At 40.9% G+C, this 18489-nt stretch carries 20 protein-coding genes and 1 tRNA gene; 5 read left to right on the top strand and 16 right to left on the bottom strand.

Annotated elements, in window-relative coordinates; translation table 11 throughout:
• Positions 1-44 precede the first annotated feature (44 nt).
• The 5 genes from flgD to SDEN_RS06780 all read right to left on the bottom strand — a co-directional run bounded on the left by flgD (position 45) and on the right by SDEN_RS06780 (position 3723).
• Entirely contained in the window at positions 45-836 is a 792-nt protein-coding gene (gene flgD, locus SDEN_RS06800; RefSeq protein WP_011495750.1) for a flagellar hook assembly protein FlgD, read from the bottom strand.
• Positions 837-860: 24 nt separating this feature from the next.
• Positions 861-1277: a flagellar basal body rod protein FlgC gene (gene flgC, locus SDEN_RS06795; protein WP_011495749.1), complete on the bottom strand. Its 417-nt coding sequence runs from the start codon at positions 1275-1277 to the stop codon at positions 861-863.
• Between the two features lie 2 nt (positions 1278-1279).
• Positions 1280-1678 (bottom strand): flagellar basal body rod protein FlgB, encoded by a 399-nt coding sequence (gene flgB, locus SDEN_RS06790; protein WP_011495748.1) that lies wholly within the window; start codon positions 1676-1678, stop codon positions 1280-1282.
• Positions 1679-1833: 155 nt separating this feature from the next.
• Entirely contained in the window at positions 1834-2673 is an 840-nt protein-coding gene (locus SDEN_RS06785; protein ID WP_011495747.1) for a CheR family methyltransferase, read from the bottom strand.
• A 129-nt stretch (positions 2674-2802) separates the two neighbouring features.
• Positions 2803-3723: a chemotaxis protein CheV gene (locus SDEN_RS06780; protein ID WP_011495746.1), complete on the bottom strand. Its 921-nt coding sequence runs from the start codon at positions 3721-3723 to the stop codon at positions 2803-2805.
• A gap of 354 nt (positions 3724-4077) precedes the next feature.
• Here SDEN_RS06780 and flgA point away from each other — a divergent pair, with 354 nt between their 5' ends.
• The 3 genes from flgA (at position 4078) to SDEN_RS06765 (ending at position 5714) form a co-directional block, all read left to right on the top strand.
• On the top strand, positions 4078-4785 hold the full coding sequence (gene flgA, locus SDEN_RS06775) for a flagellar basal body P-ring formation chaperone FlgA (protein ID WP_011495745.1): 708 nt from the start codon (positions 4078-4080) through the stop codon (positions 4783-4785).
• A 73-nt stretch (positions 4786-4858) separates the two neighbouring features.
• Positions 4859-5182, top strand: a complete 324-nt coding sequence (gene flgM, locus SDEN_RS06770; RefSeq protein ID WP_011495744.1) for a flagellar biosynthesis anti-sigma factor FlgM — start codon at positions 4859-4861, stop codon at positions 5180-5182.
• A 106-nt stretch (positions 5183-5288) separates the two neighbouring features.
• Positions 5289-5714: a flagella synthesis protein FlgN gene (locus tag SDEN_RS06765; protein ID WP_011495743.1), complete on the top strand. Its 426-nt coding sequence runs from the start codon at positions 5289-5291 to the stop codon at positions 5712-5714.
• Between the two features lie 71 nt (positions 5715-5785).
• Here SDEN_RS06765 and SDEN_RS06760 read toward each other — a convergent pair whose 3' ends face one another.
• Together SDEN_RS06760 and SDEN_RS06755 are read right to left on the bottom strand one after the other, a co-directional pair.
• Positions 5786-6232 carry an LPP20 family lipoprotein gene (locus tag SDEN_RS06760; RefSeq protein WP_011495742.1) on the bottom strand — a complete coding sequence of 149 codons (447 nt, stop codon included), beginning with the start codon at positions 6230-6232 and terminating at the stop codon, positions 5786-5788.
• Positions 6233-6234: 2 nt separating this feature from the next.
• Complete coding sequence (locus tag SDEN_RS06755; protein ID WP_198134632.1) at positions 6235-6915, bottom strand: FlgO family outer membrane protein; 681 nt, start codon at positions 6913-6915, stop codon at positions 6235-6237.
• Positions 6916-7491: 576 nt separating this feature from the next.
• On the opposite strand from SDEN_RS06755, the gene SDEN_RS06750 reads away from it, so the two are divergent.
• Complete coding sequence (locus SDEN_RS06750; RefSeq protein ID WP_011495740.1) at positions 7492-8706, top strand: flagellar assembly protein FlgT; 1215 nt, start codon at positions 7492-7494, stop codon at positions 8704-8706.
• A gap of 243 nt (positions 8707-8949) precedes the next feature.
• Positions 8950-9026: transfer RNA gene (locus SDEN_RS06745), tRNA-Arg, on the top strand.
• Positions 9027-9443: 417 nt separating this feature from the next.
• Here the strand turns inward: SDEN_RS06745 and SDEN_RS06740 are convergent.
• The 9 genes from SDEN_RS06740 to pseB form a co-directional block, all read right to left on the bottom strand.
• The gene (locus SDEN_RS06740) at positions 9444-10508 is read right to left on the bottom strand and encodes a putative sugar O-methyltransferase (protein ID WP_011495739.1); all 1065 of its coding nucleotides are present in this window, start codon (positions 10506-10508) and stop codon (positions 9444-9446) included.
• A gap of 82 nt (positions 10509-10590) precedes the next feature.
• The gene (locus tag SDEN_RS06735) at positions 10591-11331 is read right to left on the bottom strand and encodes a WbqC family protein (protein ID WP_041405720.1); all 741 of its coding nucleotides are present in this window, start codon (positions 11329-11331) and stop codon (positions 10591-10593) included.
• A complete protein-coding gene (locus SDEN_RS06730; RefSeq protein WP_011495737.1) occupies positions 11328-11957 on the bottom strand; it encodes a class I SAM-dependent methyltransferase in 630 nt (209 codons plus the stop codon). The genes SDEN_RS06735 and SDEN_RS06730 overlap by 4 nt, the downstream gene beginning before the upstream one ends.
• A gap of 50 nt (positions 11958-12007) precedes the next feature.
• Complete coding sequence (locus tag SDEN_RS06725; protein WP_011495736.1) at positions 12008-12991, bottom strand: spore coat polysaccharide biosynthesis protein; 984 nt, start codon at positions 12989-12991, stop codon at positions 12008-12010.
• Positions 12992-12999: 8 nt separating this feature from the next.
• Positions 13000-14367 (bottom strand): NAD(P)-binding protein, encoded by a 1368-nt coding sequence (locus SDEN_RS06720; protein WP_011495735.1) that lies wholly within the window; start codon positions 14365-14367, stop codon positions 13000-13002.
• A 12-nt stretch (positions 14368-14379) separates the two neighbouring features.
• Positions 14380-15432, bottom strand: coding sequence for a pseudaminic acid synthase (gene pseI / locus SDEN_RS06715; RefSeq protein WP_011495734.1), 1053 nt, complete (start codon positions 15430-15432; stop codon positions 14380-14382).
• Positions 15433-15509: 77 nt separating this feature from the next.
• A complete protein-coding gene (pseF, locus tag SDEN_RS06710; protein ID WP_011495733.1) occupies positions 15510-16208 on the bottom strand; it encodes a pseudaminic acid cytidylyltransferase in 699 nt (232 codons plus the stop codon).
• Positions 16208-17353 carry a UDP-4-amino-4,6-dideoxy-N-acetyl-beta-L-altrosamine transaminase gene (gene pseC / locus SDEN_RS06705; RefSeq protein WP_011495732.1) on the bottom strand — a complete coding sequence of 382 codons (1146 nt, stop codon included), beginning with the start codon at positions 17351-17353 and terminating at the stop codon, positions 16208-16210. The genes pseF and pseC overlap by 1 nt, the downstream gene beginning before the upstream one ends.
• Positions 17350-18345 carry a UDP-N-acetylglucosamine 4,6-dehydratase (inverting) gene (gene pseB, locus SDEN_RS06700; protein WP_011495731.1) on the bottom strand — a complete coding sequence of 332 codons (996 nt, stop codon included), beginning with the start codon at positions 18343-18345 and terminating at the stop codon, positions 17350-17352. Before pseB ends, pseC begins: the two co-directional genes overlap by 4 nt.
• Between the last annotated feature and the right edge of the window lie 144 nt (positions 18346-18489).

Here is an 18489-nt window from a genome sequence, read left to right as displayed (position 1 = left end):
ATTTTTATAATAACCATGCGTATTATCGATTAAAACTCGCCAAACTATGCTTCTGTTACTGCTAGAACATCAGCAAGTTTAATGCCACCTAGCCCTCGTAAGTTTAATATTGCTCCTGAACTCGCGGTCCCCAGAGAAACACTGGTGACATGGGCATAAGTAGAAACGGGTAAGTCTTGTGCCTTGCCATCTACCTTTCCGCTGGCTTTAATCTGATATTCGCCGCCAGCAACGGGCAAGCCTTCAGCATCTAAGCCATCCCATGACACATCGACATTGCCACCAGCACTGCCGTCCACTTTAAAACTTTGAATTAATTGACCTTTGGAGTCTTCAATCCTGACAGTGATGTCACTGATTTTTTCTGGCGTACTGATCACACCATTAATGCTCGGGCTTTCAGAAGACAGGTAACCAGTATCTGATGGTATGAGTACTTTACGACCAACAAGACCAGAGGCTTGTAATGCCTGACTAGAGCTGGTCACACTCGTGAGATTTAAAATCTCTTCGTTAAGCTTAGTAATACCGTCTACGGTTGAGAAGGATGCCATCTGCTGGATCATCTGATCATTATCAACCGGCTTAAATGGATCCTGCATTGACAACTGTTGGCTTAACAGTGCAAAAAAGTCTTTTTGTGTCAGTGACTGATCTTTCGCCTCAGGTATGGCCGACTCAGTCGGTAAACGAATACCATCAAGGAATGGATTCCCTGTTTTGGTCGACTCTGTATTCGCGGCCGAGGCAACACTCGTTTGCGGGTTGTTGGCTATTGTCGAAGATTTCGCCGTCGCTTGTGGCAATGACTGACTTGACGGATTGACTATGCTCATAGGTTATCTCCTTGAATAAACATATTATTTACCCATCCTAAGTGTCTGCTGCAGCATGGTTTTAGTCGCATCGGCAACTTGGACATTCATTTGGTATGAACGAGATGCTGAAATCATATCAGCCATTTCTTCCATGACATTCACATTCGGTTTGTAGATGAAACCATCACCATCGGCCATAGGATGACTTGGAGAATATTCCTTGAGTAAAGGTTTATCACTTTCCACGATAGCCCTAACCTGGACACCTTTAGTGCCATTTTGTTGATCGTGAGCCTTATTAAGTTCAGCTTCAAAAATGGGGTGCCGAGCTCGATACGTCTTATCTACGCTGCTTGAAACAGAATCCGCATTGGCGATATTACTTGCCGTGGTATTCAAGCGTATGGACTGGGCCGCCATACCCGATCCTGAAACATCAAAAATATTAAATAAACTCATGATTAATCACCTCGCAGCGCTTTTCTCATGCCTGAGAATTTGCCTTCAAGAAATCCCAAAGACATTTGGTATTCCAACGCATTTTGCATAAATGAAGACTGCTCTTTTTGAATATCAACCGTGTTGCCATCGCCTGTATCAGGTTGATTCGGCACTCGGTACTTAATATGTTGTTGAGTTAAGCTGGTTAAATCAAAATGCTTTTCCGAGGTATTACTCATGGATAGGCCTTTCTGATGTGACCGTGCACTTTGCATCGCCGACGCAAAGTCGACATCTTGAGCTTTATAGTGAGGGGTATTGGCATTGGCGATATTGCTCGATAGCACTTCGGCTCGTTGTGAGCGGATCCCTAAAGAGTATTGGTGTACACCTAATGCATTTTCGAAGTTAATCGCCATAATTTTGCCTCCATCAGCTAACTAATGAAAACAAAGCAAGGCTCATGCCAACATATTAAACTTGAAGTGCCTATTATTTATGAAATGAAAAAACGCTGAATAATTCAGCGTTTTTTTGTGTTGAGTCAAGCTATAAACTGTCTAGTTTAGCTATCCTAGGTCTTCTTCTGATAATAAATACCCGGATTACAGCGCACCATATCAAACTCTTCTGTCAGACCAGCAATTGACTCAGATGCACCGAGAAACAAAATGCCCCTGGGATTTAAAGCGGCAGCAAATTGCCGCAAAATTTTTGCCTTTGCCTCTGGGGCAAAATAAATGAGCACATTACGACAAAAAATAATATCGAACTTCCCCAGTAAAGTATAACTTTCCAGCAAATTGTGACTGCGAAAATTCACCAAACGTTTCACATTATCTTTAAGCTTCATATTCCCCGTAGGCAGAGGATCAAAAAACTGACGCTTGCGTTCATCGGATAGACCTCGAGCCAAGGCCAGACCATCATATTCAGCATTTTTACAACGTTCAAGCATAGTTGGTGATAAATCTGTTGCTTGAATACTGGCACTTCCAGCTAATGCCCCCGGCTTCTTTTGCTGATATTCTAAAATTGTCATGGCTAACGAATAGGGCTCTTGTCCCGATGAACACGCTGCGGACCAAATTTTTAAAGGTCGGCCTAATTTACTGTATTCAGGTAACAGCACATTGTTGAGGAGCTCGAAAGGATACCTATCCCTAAACCATAATGTCTCATTTGTGGTCATGGCATCGATGACTTCTGCACGCAATTGTCTTTCAGAAGGCTTCATGGAATGCTTAACCACTTCAGTTAATGAAGGCAAATTATGCTTTCCCATCAAAGGCGCAAGGCGACTTCTTACTAAGTACTGCTTGTTATCGCCCAACACTATGCCGCTGTGCTGTTCCAAAAACAGTCTAAATTGATTGTATTCTGCTTCATCGAGCGTTTTGTCAGTCACATTCATTTCCTAATCATTTTGAGCCCAAAATAAACTCATAAACCACTGATTTGTGGTTAGCCACTCGCTATCAAACGCTTCTATTTAATGTAGTTCAAAATCAGATTTGTGGTTCAACATTTTCAAGTGGATGCATTACAAGCTTAAATGTTTATTCACCGCAGCAGCCAGTTCATCAGGATTAAATTTGGCAATAAAATCATTTGCCCCTACTTTTTGCACCATGGCCTGATTAAAGACCCCGCTTAAGGAAGTATGCAGCACCACTTTGATGTGCTTAAGCTTAGGGTCATCTCGGATTTCTGCCGTTAAGGTATAGCCATCCATTTCGGGCATCTCAATATCCGAAATAATTAGCGGTATTTCCTTAGAAACATCATCCATTTCCTTGGCAATGGCTTTAAGCTTCTCTAACGCTTCTCTGCCATCTTTGGCGGTATCGATTTGCAAATTAAGCGACTCTAAAGAGCGAATGATCTGCTTGCGAGCGACCGCCGAGTCATCAATCACCATGATGTGATAATTCTGTTCTTTATCTAAGGTGATTTGTTCACTGACTTCCGCACTGATGGTTGTTTTAACGGGAGATATTTCATCAAGAATTTTCTCAACGTCCAAAATTTCAACCAGTTCACCCTCGATTTCGGTTACGGCTGTCAAGTAGGAATACCGACCCGCTCCTTGAGGGGGTGGCATTATATCTGCCCAATTAGTGTTAATAATACGCTCAACTGAGCTCACTAAAAATCCTTGAATACTTCGGTTGTATTCGGAAATAATAATAAAACAATCTTTGGTGCTTGTTAATGGACGTCCACCTGTTGCCGCGCTCAAATCGATAACGGAAATAGTTGAACCTCTAATGTGCGCCACCCCTTTTACAAAAGGATTCAGCTTAGGCAATGAGGTTAAAGGTGGGCATTGTAGTACCTCTTTAACTTTAAACACGTTAATTCCAAAGCGTTGACGACCGTTTAGCTTAAACAGCAACAGCTCTAGTCTGTTCTGTCCTACCAATTGGGTGCGTTTGTTAACTGAATCAAGAATACTCGACATAACATTGCCTTGTTGTTTGTGAAAGCTATCCCCTTAAGGGCACGGTTATTGTAATTTTCGGCTGTTTACACCCATGGGCTGCTAACGCCAAATATAGCAATATTAACTTGTAGCATAGATTATGGAAGTGGATCTGTAAGCTCGCTTTTTAAGCCAGATAACCCTGAACAATCAAATATATCGGCATATAAATTGCTTGTTATCCATCAATTTATCATTATATACATGTTTACGTTAGTAAGAGTAACCAATACGTCAAGTTTATGACTTAATTTCAATCACGTTAAACAGGCATTCAACATCAATAATTCAAAGTATAGGTGTATTCTGGCAAAACACGCTAGTCTCTTCATTATGAAAGTAAAAATTTTTATCGCTTTATTATTATCCCTACAAACTTTGCCCGTTTTATCGAGTGAAGTCACCCATGTCCCTACAATATCGGCATTAACAGCATTAGCTAAAGATGCCGTTGCTAATAAAATTGACGCGCCAAGCAACGCTAAGGTGATCATCACCCCCCAAAATATTGATGGTCGCCTCGCTCCACCGGCGTGTTCATCAGCCGTAGTTGTAGAGTTAGCATCAGAGCGAGAGATAGGCCGAAATAACACGGTCAAACTCAGCTGCCATGCGCCAAGCTTAAATTATCTTTGGCAAGTGTATATTTCTGTCAGAGTAGAAATATTGTACCCCGTTGTCGTTGCAGACAATGTGTTATCGCCAGGGGCGTTAATTACTCGTGATAGCCTTAATATAGCTTTCGTTGATCAATACAGCTTACGTGGGCAATTCTTTACTGAGATAGAACAAATTATTGGCAGTAGAGTAAAGCGAAGGGTGGCCAAAGACGCTCCTATTCTCAGTGGTAATTTATGCTTTGTGTGTAAGGGAGATCCGGTTTCTATTTTTGCCCGAACTGAAAATATTGTCATAAAAACCTCAGGAGAAGCACTTAATGATGGCAATGAAGGCGATACTATTAGGGTGAAGAACAGCATTTCGAACAGAGAGTTAGATGCTCAAGTCACAGGGATTGGCGAAGTTGAAGTAAAAATGTAAAATAGATTACAGTTTACATTTTAACGGCCGATACCCTGTTAGAGAAATTGACTTATTCACGCTGGAGCCTACCATGGCAATTGATATTAACAAGCTAAATACAAGCACAACACAGTTAAGATCCAATAGGGATATGGCTGCTAAAGCCTCTGAAACTGCGGCCAAGCCAAGCACCTCGAATGTAAAAACAGACTCAGTGAGTATCACCTCACAAGCTCAGCAACTTCAAAGTGCGCAAGCTAAAATGTCTTCCATACCTGAAGTTGATCAAAAAAAGGTAGCTGAAATCAAATTAGCGATTTCAGAAGGTCGTTATACTGTTGACCCAGAAAAATTGGCAGCCAATATTGCCAGTTTTGAGGCCGAGCTCAGTGAGCTGGGGCTTGATGTCGAGTAAGATTAGTCATGCTTAAGCACATTAGATTAGCTGTTTTGCTTAAGTTCGGATGCTAATTGTTACTCTTATTACCTTACTTTTCAAAGTGACACATATTGAGTAACCTATGACTGAACTTCTCAAACTGCTAGCTTATCAGCTTGGTATTCTTGCTAAGTTAAAAACACTGATAGCCGAGGAAACTCAAGCATTGCACCAACGTGATGCCGATTTACTCATGAACTTGGCGAAAGATAAACTTCAGTGTTTAAACGAATTGCAGATGAATGACACTAAACTGGCAAACCACTCAGAAAATAAATTACTAAGCACTGAAGCAAGCCTAATAGAAAAAGTGGCTCAAACTAAAGCATTACTCAAAGAGTGCCAAGATAATAACAAGCAAAATGCCAGCCTAATTGAGCTCAATATTGCCAGCCTAAATCGTTTCTCTCAAGCGCTACAAGTCAGTCGTAATGCAACAAGCCTAACTTATAATGATAAAGGCAAGACTTCCACTATTTCCAGTCTCGGCGATGGGTACAAAGCTTAACGGTTACTTTGAACCAATAAATAATAAAAAAGCCGCATCAGCGGCTTTTTTATTTATCAATTGTTGTAGACCTAAAAGTAGGTAACATCTTTCACTTTTTTAGGGCGATTTTGCTGTTCGTATAACGCCCAAACAAGAGAGAAGTCTAGCTCCAATTCAGTGACGTAATGCTCGCCAGACGGATAACTTTTCACCACCTTAGCACCACGGATTAATCCAGAGACATTGGCCTTTACATTATCATCTGTTAGCAACCAATCACTCACACTTGAGTTCGCGGTGATCTTTTGACCGTACACTTGCTCAGCTAATTCACGATATGCCACGACTTTAGATGCTTGCATTGCCATTAGCACTCTGTGAGCTTGACTATCTGAGGGCTGAGTTGCCAGTGGCGCATAGCCAATGGCAGTCAATTTAGGAAAGTTTGATGGGGCTTCAGTTTCCCATTGAACATACCTGTCACCAGAAGAACAAGCGGATAATAAAACGCAGACAAGCAAAATAGTTAATCTCATGGTTATTTCCTCACCCCTAAGCTTTCTTTACCTTCTGTTTCATGACGATAGAGCACGCCATCGCGGGAGATAATTTTATTCGATGGCACCAAATACCCAGACAGTGTCACATTCGACGCAAAAGATTGCGCCGCTGAAACGACGCGATTATTACTCACATCCACAACTCTGGCATTCACCACTAATCCTTCTGGCGTAAAACTCATGCTCGATACCACCACATGTGACACTGGTAAGTCTGAAGGTAGGTGTTGCCAGTCCCGGCTCAATATAAATTCTCCTTGCTGAGTGGATCTTAGTGATTCAGCCACATTCATATCCACCAGGTTAAATTCATGGGCATGAAATGCTGCAATCATGCCTTGCTGTAATTGCAATCCAAGATCATTAGTATTATCGAAACTATTAAGCATCACAGGTGTAGTCACAAGTAGGGGCTGATCCGCTCTGAGCGCATCATTATGTACCACAAGCTCATTCACTAACTTCTCAGCAAGCACATTGACTTGCCCCTTAGGTGACAACCCAGCTTCATTGATGTCATAGGAAAGCTTCAATTTGGCAACCGGCTCTGTATTGTTTGGATTCACAACATGGCCCTGATTGTTAAATGAGAGATCTGCCGGTTGGCGCGCGCAGGCTCCTAAAAACAAGATGATGGTTACCACGGTAAATTTTTGCATTAGCAAATTCCTTTGGATGACACGAGTATTCATTGCCCTGCCCTTTATCTCAGTGACATTGAGTCAAACGGCAAAATTTAGACATATGCCTAAAAACTAATTTTAACAAGCAATTTTCAAGCCAAAATAACTTGTTGGCTAGAAAAAACAATCTAACTCAACCCAGTAACAGAACCTAATACTTAGGGTCATTGAATATGAACTCTAATCTAGCTTACATCTGGATTAAGCTATCTGATATCGGCTCTTGCTATAGTTAGCCTAGAATGTGAGTGTTAACTTCTATGATATTGACTCTTTATCGGCTCAAGTAGGCCGATCTTTATGGATAAGATGAGTGAAGCCGTTAGCCTCTAACGTGAACAGGGAAAATATTTTTTTGGCGTAAAAATTGCTTGTAAGATACTTAAGCTGCATTAAGAGTCACTATTTCGTCATAATGCTTAGCGCTAAAACTGAACGGCTAGTCTGCTATTCATTTTACATTTAAGTGCCTAAAGTATTCATGATGCAATATTTATGCAGCAAGCATACACAGCAGCAATACACATTAATGGTCATGCACGAGGCTTCAACATGAAAGCACAGGAATTCAACTTTTCTCAACGCAAACTTAAGCCACTTAAGCGTCATATTACTCTTGCCTTAGTCAGCCTTTGTAGTTTGATATTTATCACTCAAGCTTATAGCGAGCAAATTGAGGTCACTGGCAAAGCCCGTATTGTAAATGATGATTTTGACAAGGCTCGGGAAGATGCCATAAGTCAGGCCTTAAATTACGCTAGCTTAAAAGCAGGGGTTAATTTCAACAGCGAGCAAAAAATAGAACAAGGCAGATTGACTCAGGATTCTTTCTCTATGCAAAGAATGGGCGTAGCCGATAACATCGTCTTGGTCAGTGAGTCAGTCAGAAATAATATTCTTACTGTAGTGCTAGCCCTTGAGCTTTCAGATCAAGAAACCAATGCCCAGTGTCAAAAGCAAACCTTAAAAGCCGCCATCATCTTGCCACAGGCATTAATCGCCGACAGATCTCAACTTAGGTATGGTCAGCTCGCGAAATTTGAGCAAGCTGTATCTCAAAAATTAGGCAATGTTATCAATGCTCAATCAAATTATAGCTTTATGCGAATTCACGCCAATGAGAAACTCGACCAAGCTAATACTTTATCGAATTTTAAAGGCTACCGGATCCCGACATGGTTGGGTGAAATCACCGACAGTCAGTACTTACTCCAACCTGAGATTTTAGATATTTCATTGCAAGAAGGCCGTAGTTCCTATTTAGGCTTTGTGTCTGAACCCGCCATTAGGCAATTCAGCTTTAAACTTACCTTGTACCATGGGATCAGTGGCGAAATCGTCTGGAGTAAATCCTTTTCAGACACTGCTCCGTGGGAATTTGAGCTTCAGGAAACGGTTTCCCCTAGTAGTCAGCATTTCTGGGATTCCGCTTATGGACAAAGCATGATCCAACTTTTTCAAGAAAGTAGCCTGTCACTGGATGAGGAGCTAAGTTGCCGCCCGCTACTGGGGCAGATCATCGCTCGCCAAGGAGAAAGGATTATTATTAACCTTGGCCGCAAAAATGGTGTGCAAACCGGTGATAAATTTCAAATTATCCTGCAGCAGAACATCCCTGACAGGCTCAACAACATGAGAACCATAGCAACCCAGAGCCAAACCAGTATCACTATTGATCAAGTGTCGGAAGACACAGCCACTGCGGCCATAGTTGGCATGGGCGCTGCTGATAATATTCAGCTACAAGATATTGCCCTTAAACTATAGCCTTACGCTGGCCATAATCTAAGGCGCTAATCATTAGCCCTGAGCAAATGCGCCTTCACAATAGCCATGTTCACAGTAATGTGTATGCATGGCTAGTTTGATAACTATTAAACAACAAAAATCTCAGATAAGCTGTCAATCGAGATATCAAAACCACATTGAGCTTAAGTTTTAATCAGTTATCACTTTTTTTGCTTAAAGCTCGTATCTTTTTGCTGATATTTTTATATAATGGCCTCCAAAGTCCCAGTGGCACAGCTGGATAGCGCAATCCCCTCCTAAGGGATAGGTCGCAGGTTCGAATCCTGCCTGGGACACCATTCTTACTAAATTAAAATACCCTAAGCTATTATCGAATATAAAACGGGACATTACATTCGATAATAAGCACTGCCGCAGCACTTGAATTTAAATCAGAAATATTCAGTTCATGTAGATTTTTCAAGCAAATGTAAACATCTTACTTCTCTTTGTGAAATCAAACCAATCATCTATATTATTCTATAATCATTATCTAACATCTTAGCTGAACAAGTATTGAATTGGAAAAACCTAGAGTGTGCGATGTTAAGCAATTAAGATGGCTAATTGTTACTTAACTTCTCCTCTGGATAATAAATACATATCAAATAGTTCTTTGCACCGCTAACTGAGTTATTCTTGTTGTCAGCGCAAAGTTTAAGTTTGAATGTAAATATTTGGATTTTTTACTATTTTAATGATATTTATTCATATTTTCATCCGAGTTTAGGTTGTTTACGCCGATAAAGGCGTAGCTCTGAGTGAAATCCATCTATGGTTTGATAGCCAAAAGGCAGCACATTGGTTGCCAGCAACTCATAATCAGGTAAGAACTTATCATAGTCATCTGATTTTATTGCTTTTTTAACACCGACCTGTGAATCATCGTGCGCAAGCTGCTTTCCTTCCCTCAAGTTTCTTAAGAGTATGTAAGTACTTTGTAACCTGTCTATTTCGCTCAAATAATTCTCAACTATATCAGGCTCCATTTCTTGAAAAGAGATAAAATTAACGAATAAATCGATCTTTCCTTCCAAGCTAGGCAATTGCCATGGACACATAATGGCGGCTTTATGCTTGCTTCTAAGGTCATCAATAACCAAAGCTTGTTTTGATAGCACACTATAGTCCGCAACATGACTCTGGCCAAAAACGGACTGAAGATAAAAAGTTGAAAATATGCATGTAGGAGGAATATCTACATTAATATAAAAAGTGTCATTACGCTCATCACTTAATAAAATTTCACCTAATGAACCAAAACCACCACCAATTTCAACCACTGTTTTTACCGATAAATCAGAGATGTGCTGTTTTAAAAAATTTATCCCTAACAAATAATTTAAACTTGATCGGCTGTAGTTGCGCCCTTCGAATTCAAAATGCTCTACCGGTTCACCCACTTTAGATTCCGAAAAGTGTTCAGTGTAAGGTGCACGATTTGATTGACTCGCAAGATAGACCCTAAAGTCTGCCCTGGCTTGACTTTCACCAGAAAGAAAATCTGTCATAAAGAGTTTAGCTTTAGGCGTAACAACAATATCTTGGCAGCGGCTAGCAAGCTCAGCATACTTTTTCGGCTCTGTGATCATGCCATTGAATAAATATGTCGGTACAAAATAACCTAATGTACTAGGTAATGATCTGAACTTGGTGATGCCATAAGTATCCAAATCTTGTTGTAAATACTCTGCCCCCATTCGCCAAAAGTGCGTAGGACGGAAACACTCATCAACATTATCCATATCATTAGAAATAGACTCGACTAACTCTTTCCACATAATTAGGTTTCCTTAAATATTATCACTATTCTCAACGCCCTAAACAACACCGATAAGCCCTCACACGACAAGATAAGTGACTTCATCTTGGAAGGCTTGTGTAATTAATTGGTGCTTGTCGAAATTGGCGAATTAATGTCACCGTGTTTTGGGGCCCTAAATTAAATAAGGCGTCTATGATGCTAAGGTGCGAGATGAAACCATCATATACCTGTGTATATTGTGGATGTACAAACTGATGATAAAAAACATCGATGCCATTTTCCCCCAAATCCCCACCTGAAGACTCTTGTTCTATGTAGGCCATGGCCCCCAAGGGAGATAAATATTGATCTGCATCTAAGTGTTTGCATATAGAGGTCAGCCGCGCATCTTTAATACCTTCTATATCGACTAATTCAGACGCTAGCATTCTAGGCGTGTTTATACCCATAAAAGTGCACAGCGCGTTAATGACACTAATATTAAATTGACTGAGAGAGGTTTCATCTTTTTGATAAAGGCTCTCTAACAAGGGGTAAACCTGGGCAAAATAAGGTGCCTTTTGGTAGTTCATTTGAATACTTTTTAAATGCTTTTTACGCCAAGGATGACCAGTAACGAATTGGGTCTGATGTATTAATGTCTCATCGAATCTTTTAGGGGTCGCAATAGCGACCCTGAGCATAAGTTCCCCCTGCGATGAACGTATGCGGTTTCTCACTTGCCATCCACTGCGCTCTAACTGCACATTATCCAAAAATACAAATTTGTCCGCAATGTCAATGAGGTCAAAATACCCCATCCAAGGCAAATACGTGGGTTGCATAATGCTCAAGATCACGACGCTTCCTTATGCCTTAACGACATAGTAAATTCATAGGGAAAACCGCCTGGCTTAGTCAAATAATCGTGTTTAAGGGTCACGTATGGCGTGATGTTGCGTTTGCAATAATCAAACAATGATAAAGGGCTGATGTAAAAGAGTGTTTCATCCTGATATTGAACATAGTCAGATAGGGCATTAAACACCACACCGATATTAACTTTAGCCATGGACTCTTTGAGCGCAAGTTCAATAAACTCTTGATTATTTTTTATCTTATTATTGAATATTCCACTTATGAGCACATAGTCATATCCAGTGGGTATCTCATCTTGTAAGATATTGAATTCCATGAATTTCGCGTTGAGATCTTCGCCATACTTTCCTTTAGCAAGTTCAATAAACTCAGGGACAAAATCACAGCCTAAATACTTACCAGTGAATCCATTTTGTCTTAAGTAAGGCAGCATGTCAGCCAAACCGCATCCTAAATCAATGATATTGCAGGTCTTATCTATGCCGTGACTTAATATTGAAAACCTGACGACTTGTGAGTCATGGGTTGGATATTGCACGGCAGCCGGAGAATCACCCGACTGAGCATAAAGTAATTGATAGTGCGCCTTTAGATCCTTAATCATCATTTAATCTCTTAACTTGTCTAATGAGTTTTCAACACTGGATTTCAACTGGTTTACTTTGTTCTTTCATCTATCAAGGCCAGTACCCTTGAAGCGACAGATTGAAGTGACTGGCTATCGTAATGGGTCTTCAGAGCATTACGTTGCGCATTTAACACTTTTGGCGACAAAAAATACGAAATGTTTTCTTGTAAGGTATCTTGATCCATATGCTCAGTAATGCCCAAATCAAAACATAAGTTATGCTGAGCTAAAATGTCAGTATCTTGCTGCTGCATTGCTGTCTGAGAAATAACTGCATTTGGGATAATGCAAAAACCCGCTTCATATTTAGATAATCCCCCGCCAGAAAACACCACATCGACATCTTTATACAGCTCATACATATCATTAACATAGTCTATTTTTTTCAATGTATTGTGCTTCAACTCAACATCATGGTTTATCGTTGTAAGCCAGTATATGTTGCTATTACTAACGATTTTATCCAGGGCCAATACAATATTTTTACCACTATCTCCACTCTCTGTTCCACTGATAAAGACCAATATATTACAAAGATTTTTATCATGACATTGCTGTTCGAGACGTGATTGCCTAAGTGTTATTAACGATGATTTAACGGGAAAATACTTTAAACCTAGAAGATGTTTACCATTGCTGCGATATAATTTTTCGGCTAAAAATCGAAAGTTAATGATTAAATCGATACTAGGCCAACAAAAAATATCAAAGTCATCGATTATAGCAATGGCACATCCCGCTTGTTTAAAGCTATTGAGTCTTGTCTCAGTAATATGATAATCATCAACAAACACTAACGAAACGCCCTCTAGCTGTTGCAGTGGTTCATGATTACCATGAACAAAACCGGCTGAGCTAATGGCCTTACTTGCGAAATCACCGTAACTTCCTTGAAATTGGATAGATAAATTTGCCTTTAGTCTAAGCAGTTCACTAGCGATGTTTAGGCAACGGGACACATGCCCAAAACCTGTTTGTTGATCGCCATTGCAAATAAAAAGCACATTTATCATTGGTATTTTTACTCAATTATGAGCGCATTAATATCATGATATGCTTTTCTCAACACATCACCCTGCAACCAACACTGACCACTGAATCGGCCTGAAATAACAATATTATCTAATGTGTTATTTAACGCATCATAATTATTTTGTGTTGCTTGTGCGAACTCAAATGTCGGCAGTGGAAAGGTGTTATCGATCTTTTGCTCTAGGCTTGAGACTAACTTTGTTTCAGGAGAAATCAAGCCCATTTTGAGCAGATCTTTCATACCCTCTTCTAAACCATATTTATGGTGATCTTGAGCTCCTGATAAATATTCGAGTGTTACTTGAAATAATGGATCGGCTGATAGATTTTGATAAAGTGTTGCTCTAAAAAAGGGAATAGCCGGATCCCAGTTCCAAATATAGTGAGACTGAGTATTTAATAACTGTGTATCGAAGGTATAGTGAAGTAAATGGGCAGTTCTGAAGCTAACATTCGCCTTTTTTATCTCAAGTTCAGCCGCCTTTAAAGCAAAGACAGGAGGTACACTCCAAAATAGAAAACCACAATCAATCACCCTGTCGTTGCTGAGCTTAAGTCCGTGTATCTTCCCATTAGCATGGTCTATTTTAGTGACTGATGTTGATGTGAGCACTTCAACCCCTAACTCTTTTGCTTTTTGCAATAAGCTATCAGTCCAAAACTGCACTCTTTGGCCAGTAGTTGGATAATAAAATTCGGGTAATTCCCCCCCTTTTTGTCTCAGCTGGCTTTCATATTCTGCTTGATGGTGAAAACCCAACTTGGCATCAAAAACAGCGTCTTGTTTTAACAATGCAGTTAAGCGCTGATTGCTTGCGATGATCCTTCCTGCCCCGAAGTAATTCACCCCAGTTTTTGCAGTCAGTGTACTTGGGTCGACATCCTGCCCATACAATTTTCTTATCACAGGTAGTGCCAATTCTTGATAAAAAGTGCTTCCTAAACTCTTGGTTAGATAAGCCTCGATATCCAGATCTTTTGGAATATCTGTGCAGTCCATAAATTCACCTAGGCCATGGTGATATAGCTCTAGTGGTAGTTTTCTTGCATCAATCGTTTGAGTATTAAGATCCCAACTGCCGGCGAAATAGTTACCTGTTCTCAACTTATCGATGGACTGCCATTTTTGCGAATGCTGCTCGCAAAATAATATGTCATCAATCTCTTTAATTCCTGTAGTTTCAGGTATATGAGTTCCTTGATCATAACTATGTCCAGCGTCATCAGTCACGGTTTGAAGTAAGCCTCCACAATGGGGAGCTTGCTCGACAAGTATGACTTTATCGAACCTTTTAGCAAGCAAGATTGCTGCGGTTAAACCACAGATCCCAGCACCAACAACGACATATGAAGACATATTTTGTTTCCTTTATTCTGTGTCAACATCGAGTAAAGAGACGCGATCACCAAACTCAACATCATGCTTTAGCCTTAAGCCCAGAATGGCGTCAAAATGTTTGGGGTGTAAGCCAAAACCTGGTCTAACAGATTTCACATTTTCATTGGTAATCACTTCACCCGCTTTAATCGCTTGTGAATAGTAAAGTGAACGTCTTGCTAGTTTATTCTTGTTTGCAGAACCGCTAATCTCATAGCTGATAGTGCCTAATGCAAGCTCAGCGTTGCGAACCTCAGTCACCATCTGTGAAAATTCGTGTTCATCGAGAGAGAAAAAGGCATCAACTGAATTATCCGTTTTATCCAGAATAAAATGTTTCTCAATAATTTTCCCACCTAATGCGGTTGCAGCTATCGGTGATGCAAGCCCTAAAGTATGATCCGATAATCCAGCCACACAGCTAAATCGCTTGCCGATATCAGCAATGGTACGTAAATTACATTCAGAGTAAGGCGTAGGATACGCCGTGGTGCATTTGAGAATGGCCAACGCTTCACAGCCATTTGCACGTAAAGTTTCTACGGCTAATTCAATGTCGGCTAAATCTGCTATACCTGTCGATAAAATAATGGGTTTACCTGTTCGCGCCACGTATTTAAGTAGACCTATGTCAGTAATTTCGGGAGAAGCTATCTTGTATGCTGGCGCATTTAATGATTCCAATAAATCGACAGCGGTTTCATCAAAGGGAGAAGAGAACAAGGTAATTCCTATGCGCCGGGCTTCTTCAAACAAAGCCTTATTCCACTCCCATGGCGTATAGGCTTCTTGATAGAGCGCATATAAGGTGTTGTGGGCTTCCCAAGCGTTGCCGGACGGCAGTCGAAAATCAGCCTTGTCGCAATTTAAAGTTATAGTATCTGCACGGTAGGTTTGGATCTTTACCGCATCTGCCCCTGCCTGCTTAGCTTTTTGGATCATGATTTTAGCTTGCTCAAGGGAGCCACCATGATTAGCTGATAACTCTGCAATAATATAAGTTGGCTGGGCATCACCAATATGTCTGCCATTTATGTTAATCATGAGGATACCTTTGTCTTTAAACCTGAAATAAAACACACTGAAATCATTGAACAGTACAGAATAACTACAGCAAAGTGTTATATCTTTTCTTTCTGTTGCATTGCAAATAACCACTCAGCTCTATGCCAATCGTCCAGAGTATCAATATCCTGCACCAAATGCTGGGGTAATAAATAGGGAACTGAATGAGCAGAAAATACAGGCAAGTTTTTTAGAAAAGCGTCGGTTTTACCCCAATAAAATTGCCCTGCATCATGGTAGGCCTTGATAAGATCTTGCGAGCGAGTAGTCAGATGCTCTGGTTGAAACATTTCAATATCACCTGCTGGAGAAACACTGAAGCCACGTTGGATAGGGGCGGCGAACTCGGTGACAGCAAAACAATAATGCTTATTTGGATTGGCATCCAATAAGGCTAAACTTTCCTGTAGCAAGACCGGAGTGATAAAGGGCGCAGTGGCGTACATTAAGCACATTTTTTTCGGTGCTAAGCCATTCCTAAGCATCCAATCTATACCATGAATGACGACTTGCATCGTTGTCGCATGATCGTTTGCAAATTCAGCGGGCCGGCGAAAAGGTACTATAGCCCCAAAACTCTCAGCAACAGCAGCAATCTCATCATCATCAGTGGATACTATGACCTGTTCAAAGCAACCACTTTGCAGTGCTGCCTCTATGGTGTAACCAATGATAGGTTTTCCCTTAAACAATTTAATGTTCTTGCGCGGGATGCGTTTACTGCCGCCTCTGGCAGGAATAAAGGCGACATTCATTACAAGCACCTTTTAAGTTCATCAATAACAAACCTTTGTTGTTCCGACGTCAAATCAGGAAATAATGGCAAGGTTAAACACTGGCGATAATAGGCTTCGGCCTGCGGGAAGTCATGTTCTTTAAAACCAAGGGAAAGATAATACGGCTGTAAATGCACCGGAAAGTAATGCACATGCACCATAATATTAGCCGCACGCATGGAATTGAACACTTGCTTTCTATCTATATCTTTGTCGAACAAGACAATTTGTAAATGGTAGGCACTATGACTATTCTCGATAGGAGTAACCGTCATTAAGGGTAAATCTGCTAATTGGCTGCAATAATCACTTGCCAACTCATTGCGCTTAGCAACGAAGGCATCGATATTGCTCATTTGGCTGATCCCAAGGGCGGCACTCAATTCGGTCATACGGTAATTAAAGCCTAAATCTTGCTGCTCATAATACCAATCCCCTTCATCCGGCCTTAACAAATGCTGAGTGTCTTTCACAATGCCATGGCTTCTAAGTAAGCGCATTTTTTCGGCTATCTCATGACTATTGGTCATGGCGGCCCCGCCTTCTGCGCTGGTGACAATTTTCACCGGATGAAAACTAAAAATACAAATATCGCTGTATTGGCAGGCGCCGATTTTTTTTGAACCAAAGTGCCCACCAATACCGTGAGAAGCATCTTCTATTATCTTAATAGAATACTGAGATGCCAAGGCATGAATTGCTGCCATATCACAACTGTGACCAGCTAAGTGCACAGGAATAATCACCTTAGGCAATCGCCCTGCTTCTTTTGCCTTTATTAACTTAGTAGCTAAGGCATCGACGGACATATTTCCAGTGGCAAAGTCAACGTCAACAAAATCAATATCGGCCCCCGCATACAATGCGCAATTGGCTGAGGCGACAAAGGTAATCGGACTGGTCCATACCAGATCACCAGGCCCAACATTTAACGCTAAGCAGGCGATATGAAGCGCAGAGGTTGCACTATTAAAAACGACCGAATACTTGGCATCTGTATAACTACATAACACACGCTCAAACTCAGGTACTTTTGGGCCTTGGGTAAGATAATCCGACTTCAACACTTGCACTACTAGATCAATATCTTGCTGGGATATGTGCTGCTTGCCATAGGGGATCATGCGTTTTTGTCCATTGCTGTGATCTCAGCTTGGGTTAAGAAATGTCCGTTATTTCCAGAGTTATACTCAAACCCCATCTCTACCAGATTGCCGACCTCACCCAAGAGATTAGTATGATAATTATGTTCTTTACCAAAAAAGGTAATGCTAGGCGTGATCACATAGTGATCGTCAAACTCAATAGTATGGTGTGAGTCATCGCGAGGGCACATGATCTCATGCAGCTTCTCACCAGGCCTTATTCCTATAATCTCTTGTTTTAATGAAGGGCCGTAGGCGGAGGCTAACTCAGTAATACGTACAGAGGGAATTTTAGGCACAAAAATTTCTCCTCCCTGCATACGGCTGAAGTTTTTTAACACAAAGTCGACACCATCTTGCAAGGTGATCCAAAACCGGGTCATCTCTTCGTGAGTGATAGGTAATGACGCCGCGCCGCTTTCGATTAACGACTTAAAGAAAGGCACCACAGAACCACGAGAGCCAACAACATTACCATAACGCACTACTGAAAAACGTGTTTTACCCTCGCCCACCATATTGTTGGCAGCAACAAATAACTTATCCGAAGCCAATTTGGTTGCGCCATATAAATTTATTGGGTTCGCCGCTTTGTCTGTCGATAACGCAATCACTCGGGTGACTTTATTGGAAATCGCAGCCTTTATGACATTTTCAGCGCCGTAAATATTTGTTTTTATACATTCCATGGGGTTGTATTCGGCCGCAGGCACTTGCTTAATTGCCGCAGCATGTATGACATAATCCACATCACGAAAGGCTTGTTCCATACGGTCACCATCCCGAACATCACCGAGAAAATATCGCATACAGGGAACGTTGAACTTCTGTTGCATTTCATATTGCTTTAATTCATCTCGAGACAAGATGATCAATCGCTTGGGCTTATAGCGCTCGAGTATGGTTTTTGTATACTTATGACCAAATGACCCAGTGCCGCCCGTAATGAGTATTGATTTGTTATCAAACATAGTCTCTCCACATTTTTACAAGGACCAGTAGTGCTAGTCTAGGTGGCCACTGTAGCTTTAAAAGCTTCGTTAGGGGTGAAAGTAAAATCTTAAGTTTCTTAGCTAACTTTTCACATGCAAATATCAAACCAGAAAGTAAAAACA

It is taken from the genome of Shewanella denitrificans OS217 (genome assembly GCF_000013765.1).
GTDB lineage: Bacteria > Pseudomonadota > Gammaproteobacteria > Enterobacterales > Shewanellaceae > Shewanella > Shewanella denitrificans.
This window is presented reverse-complemented; position numbering and strand designations above follow the sequence as displayed.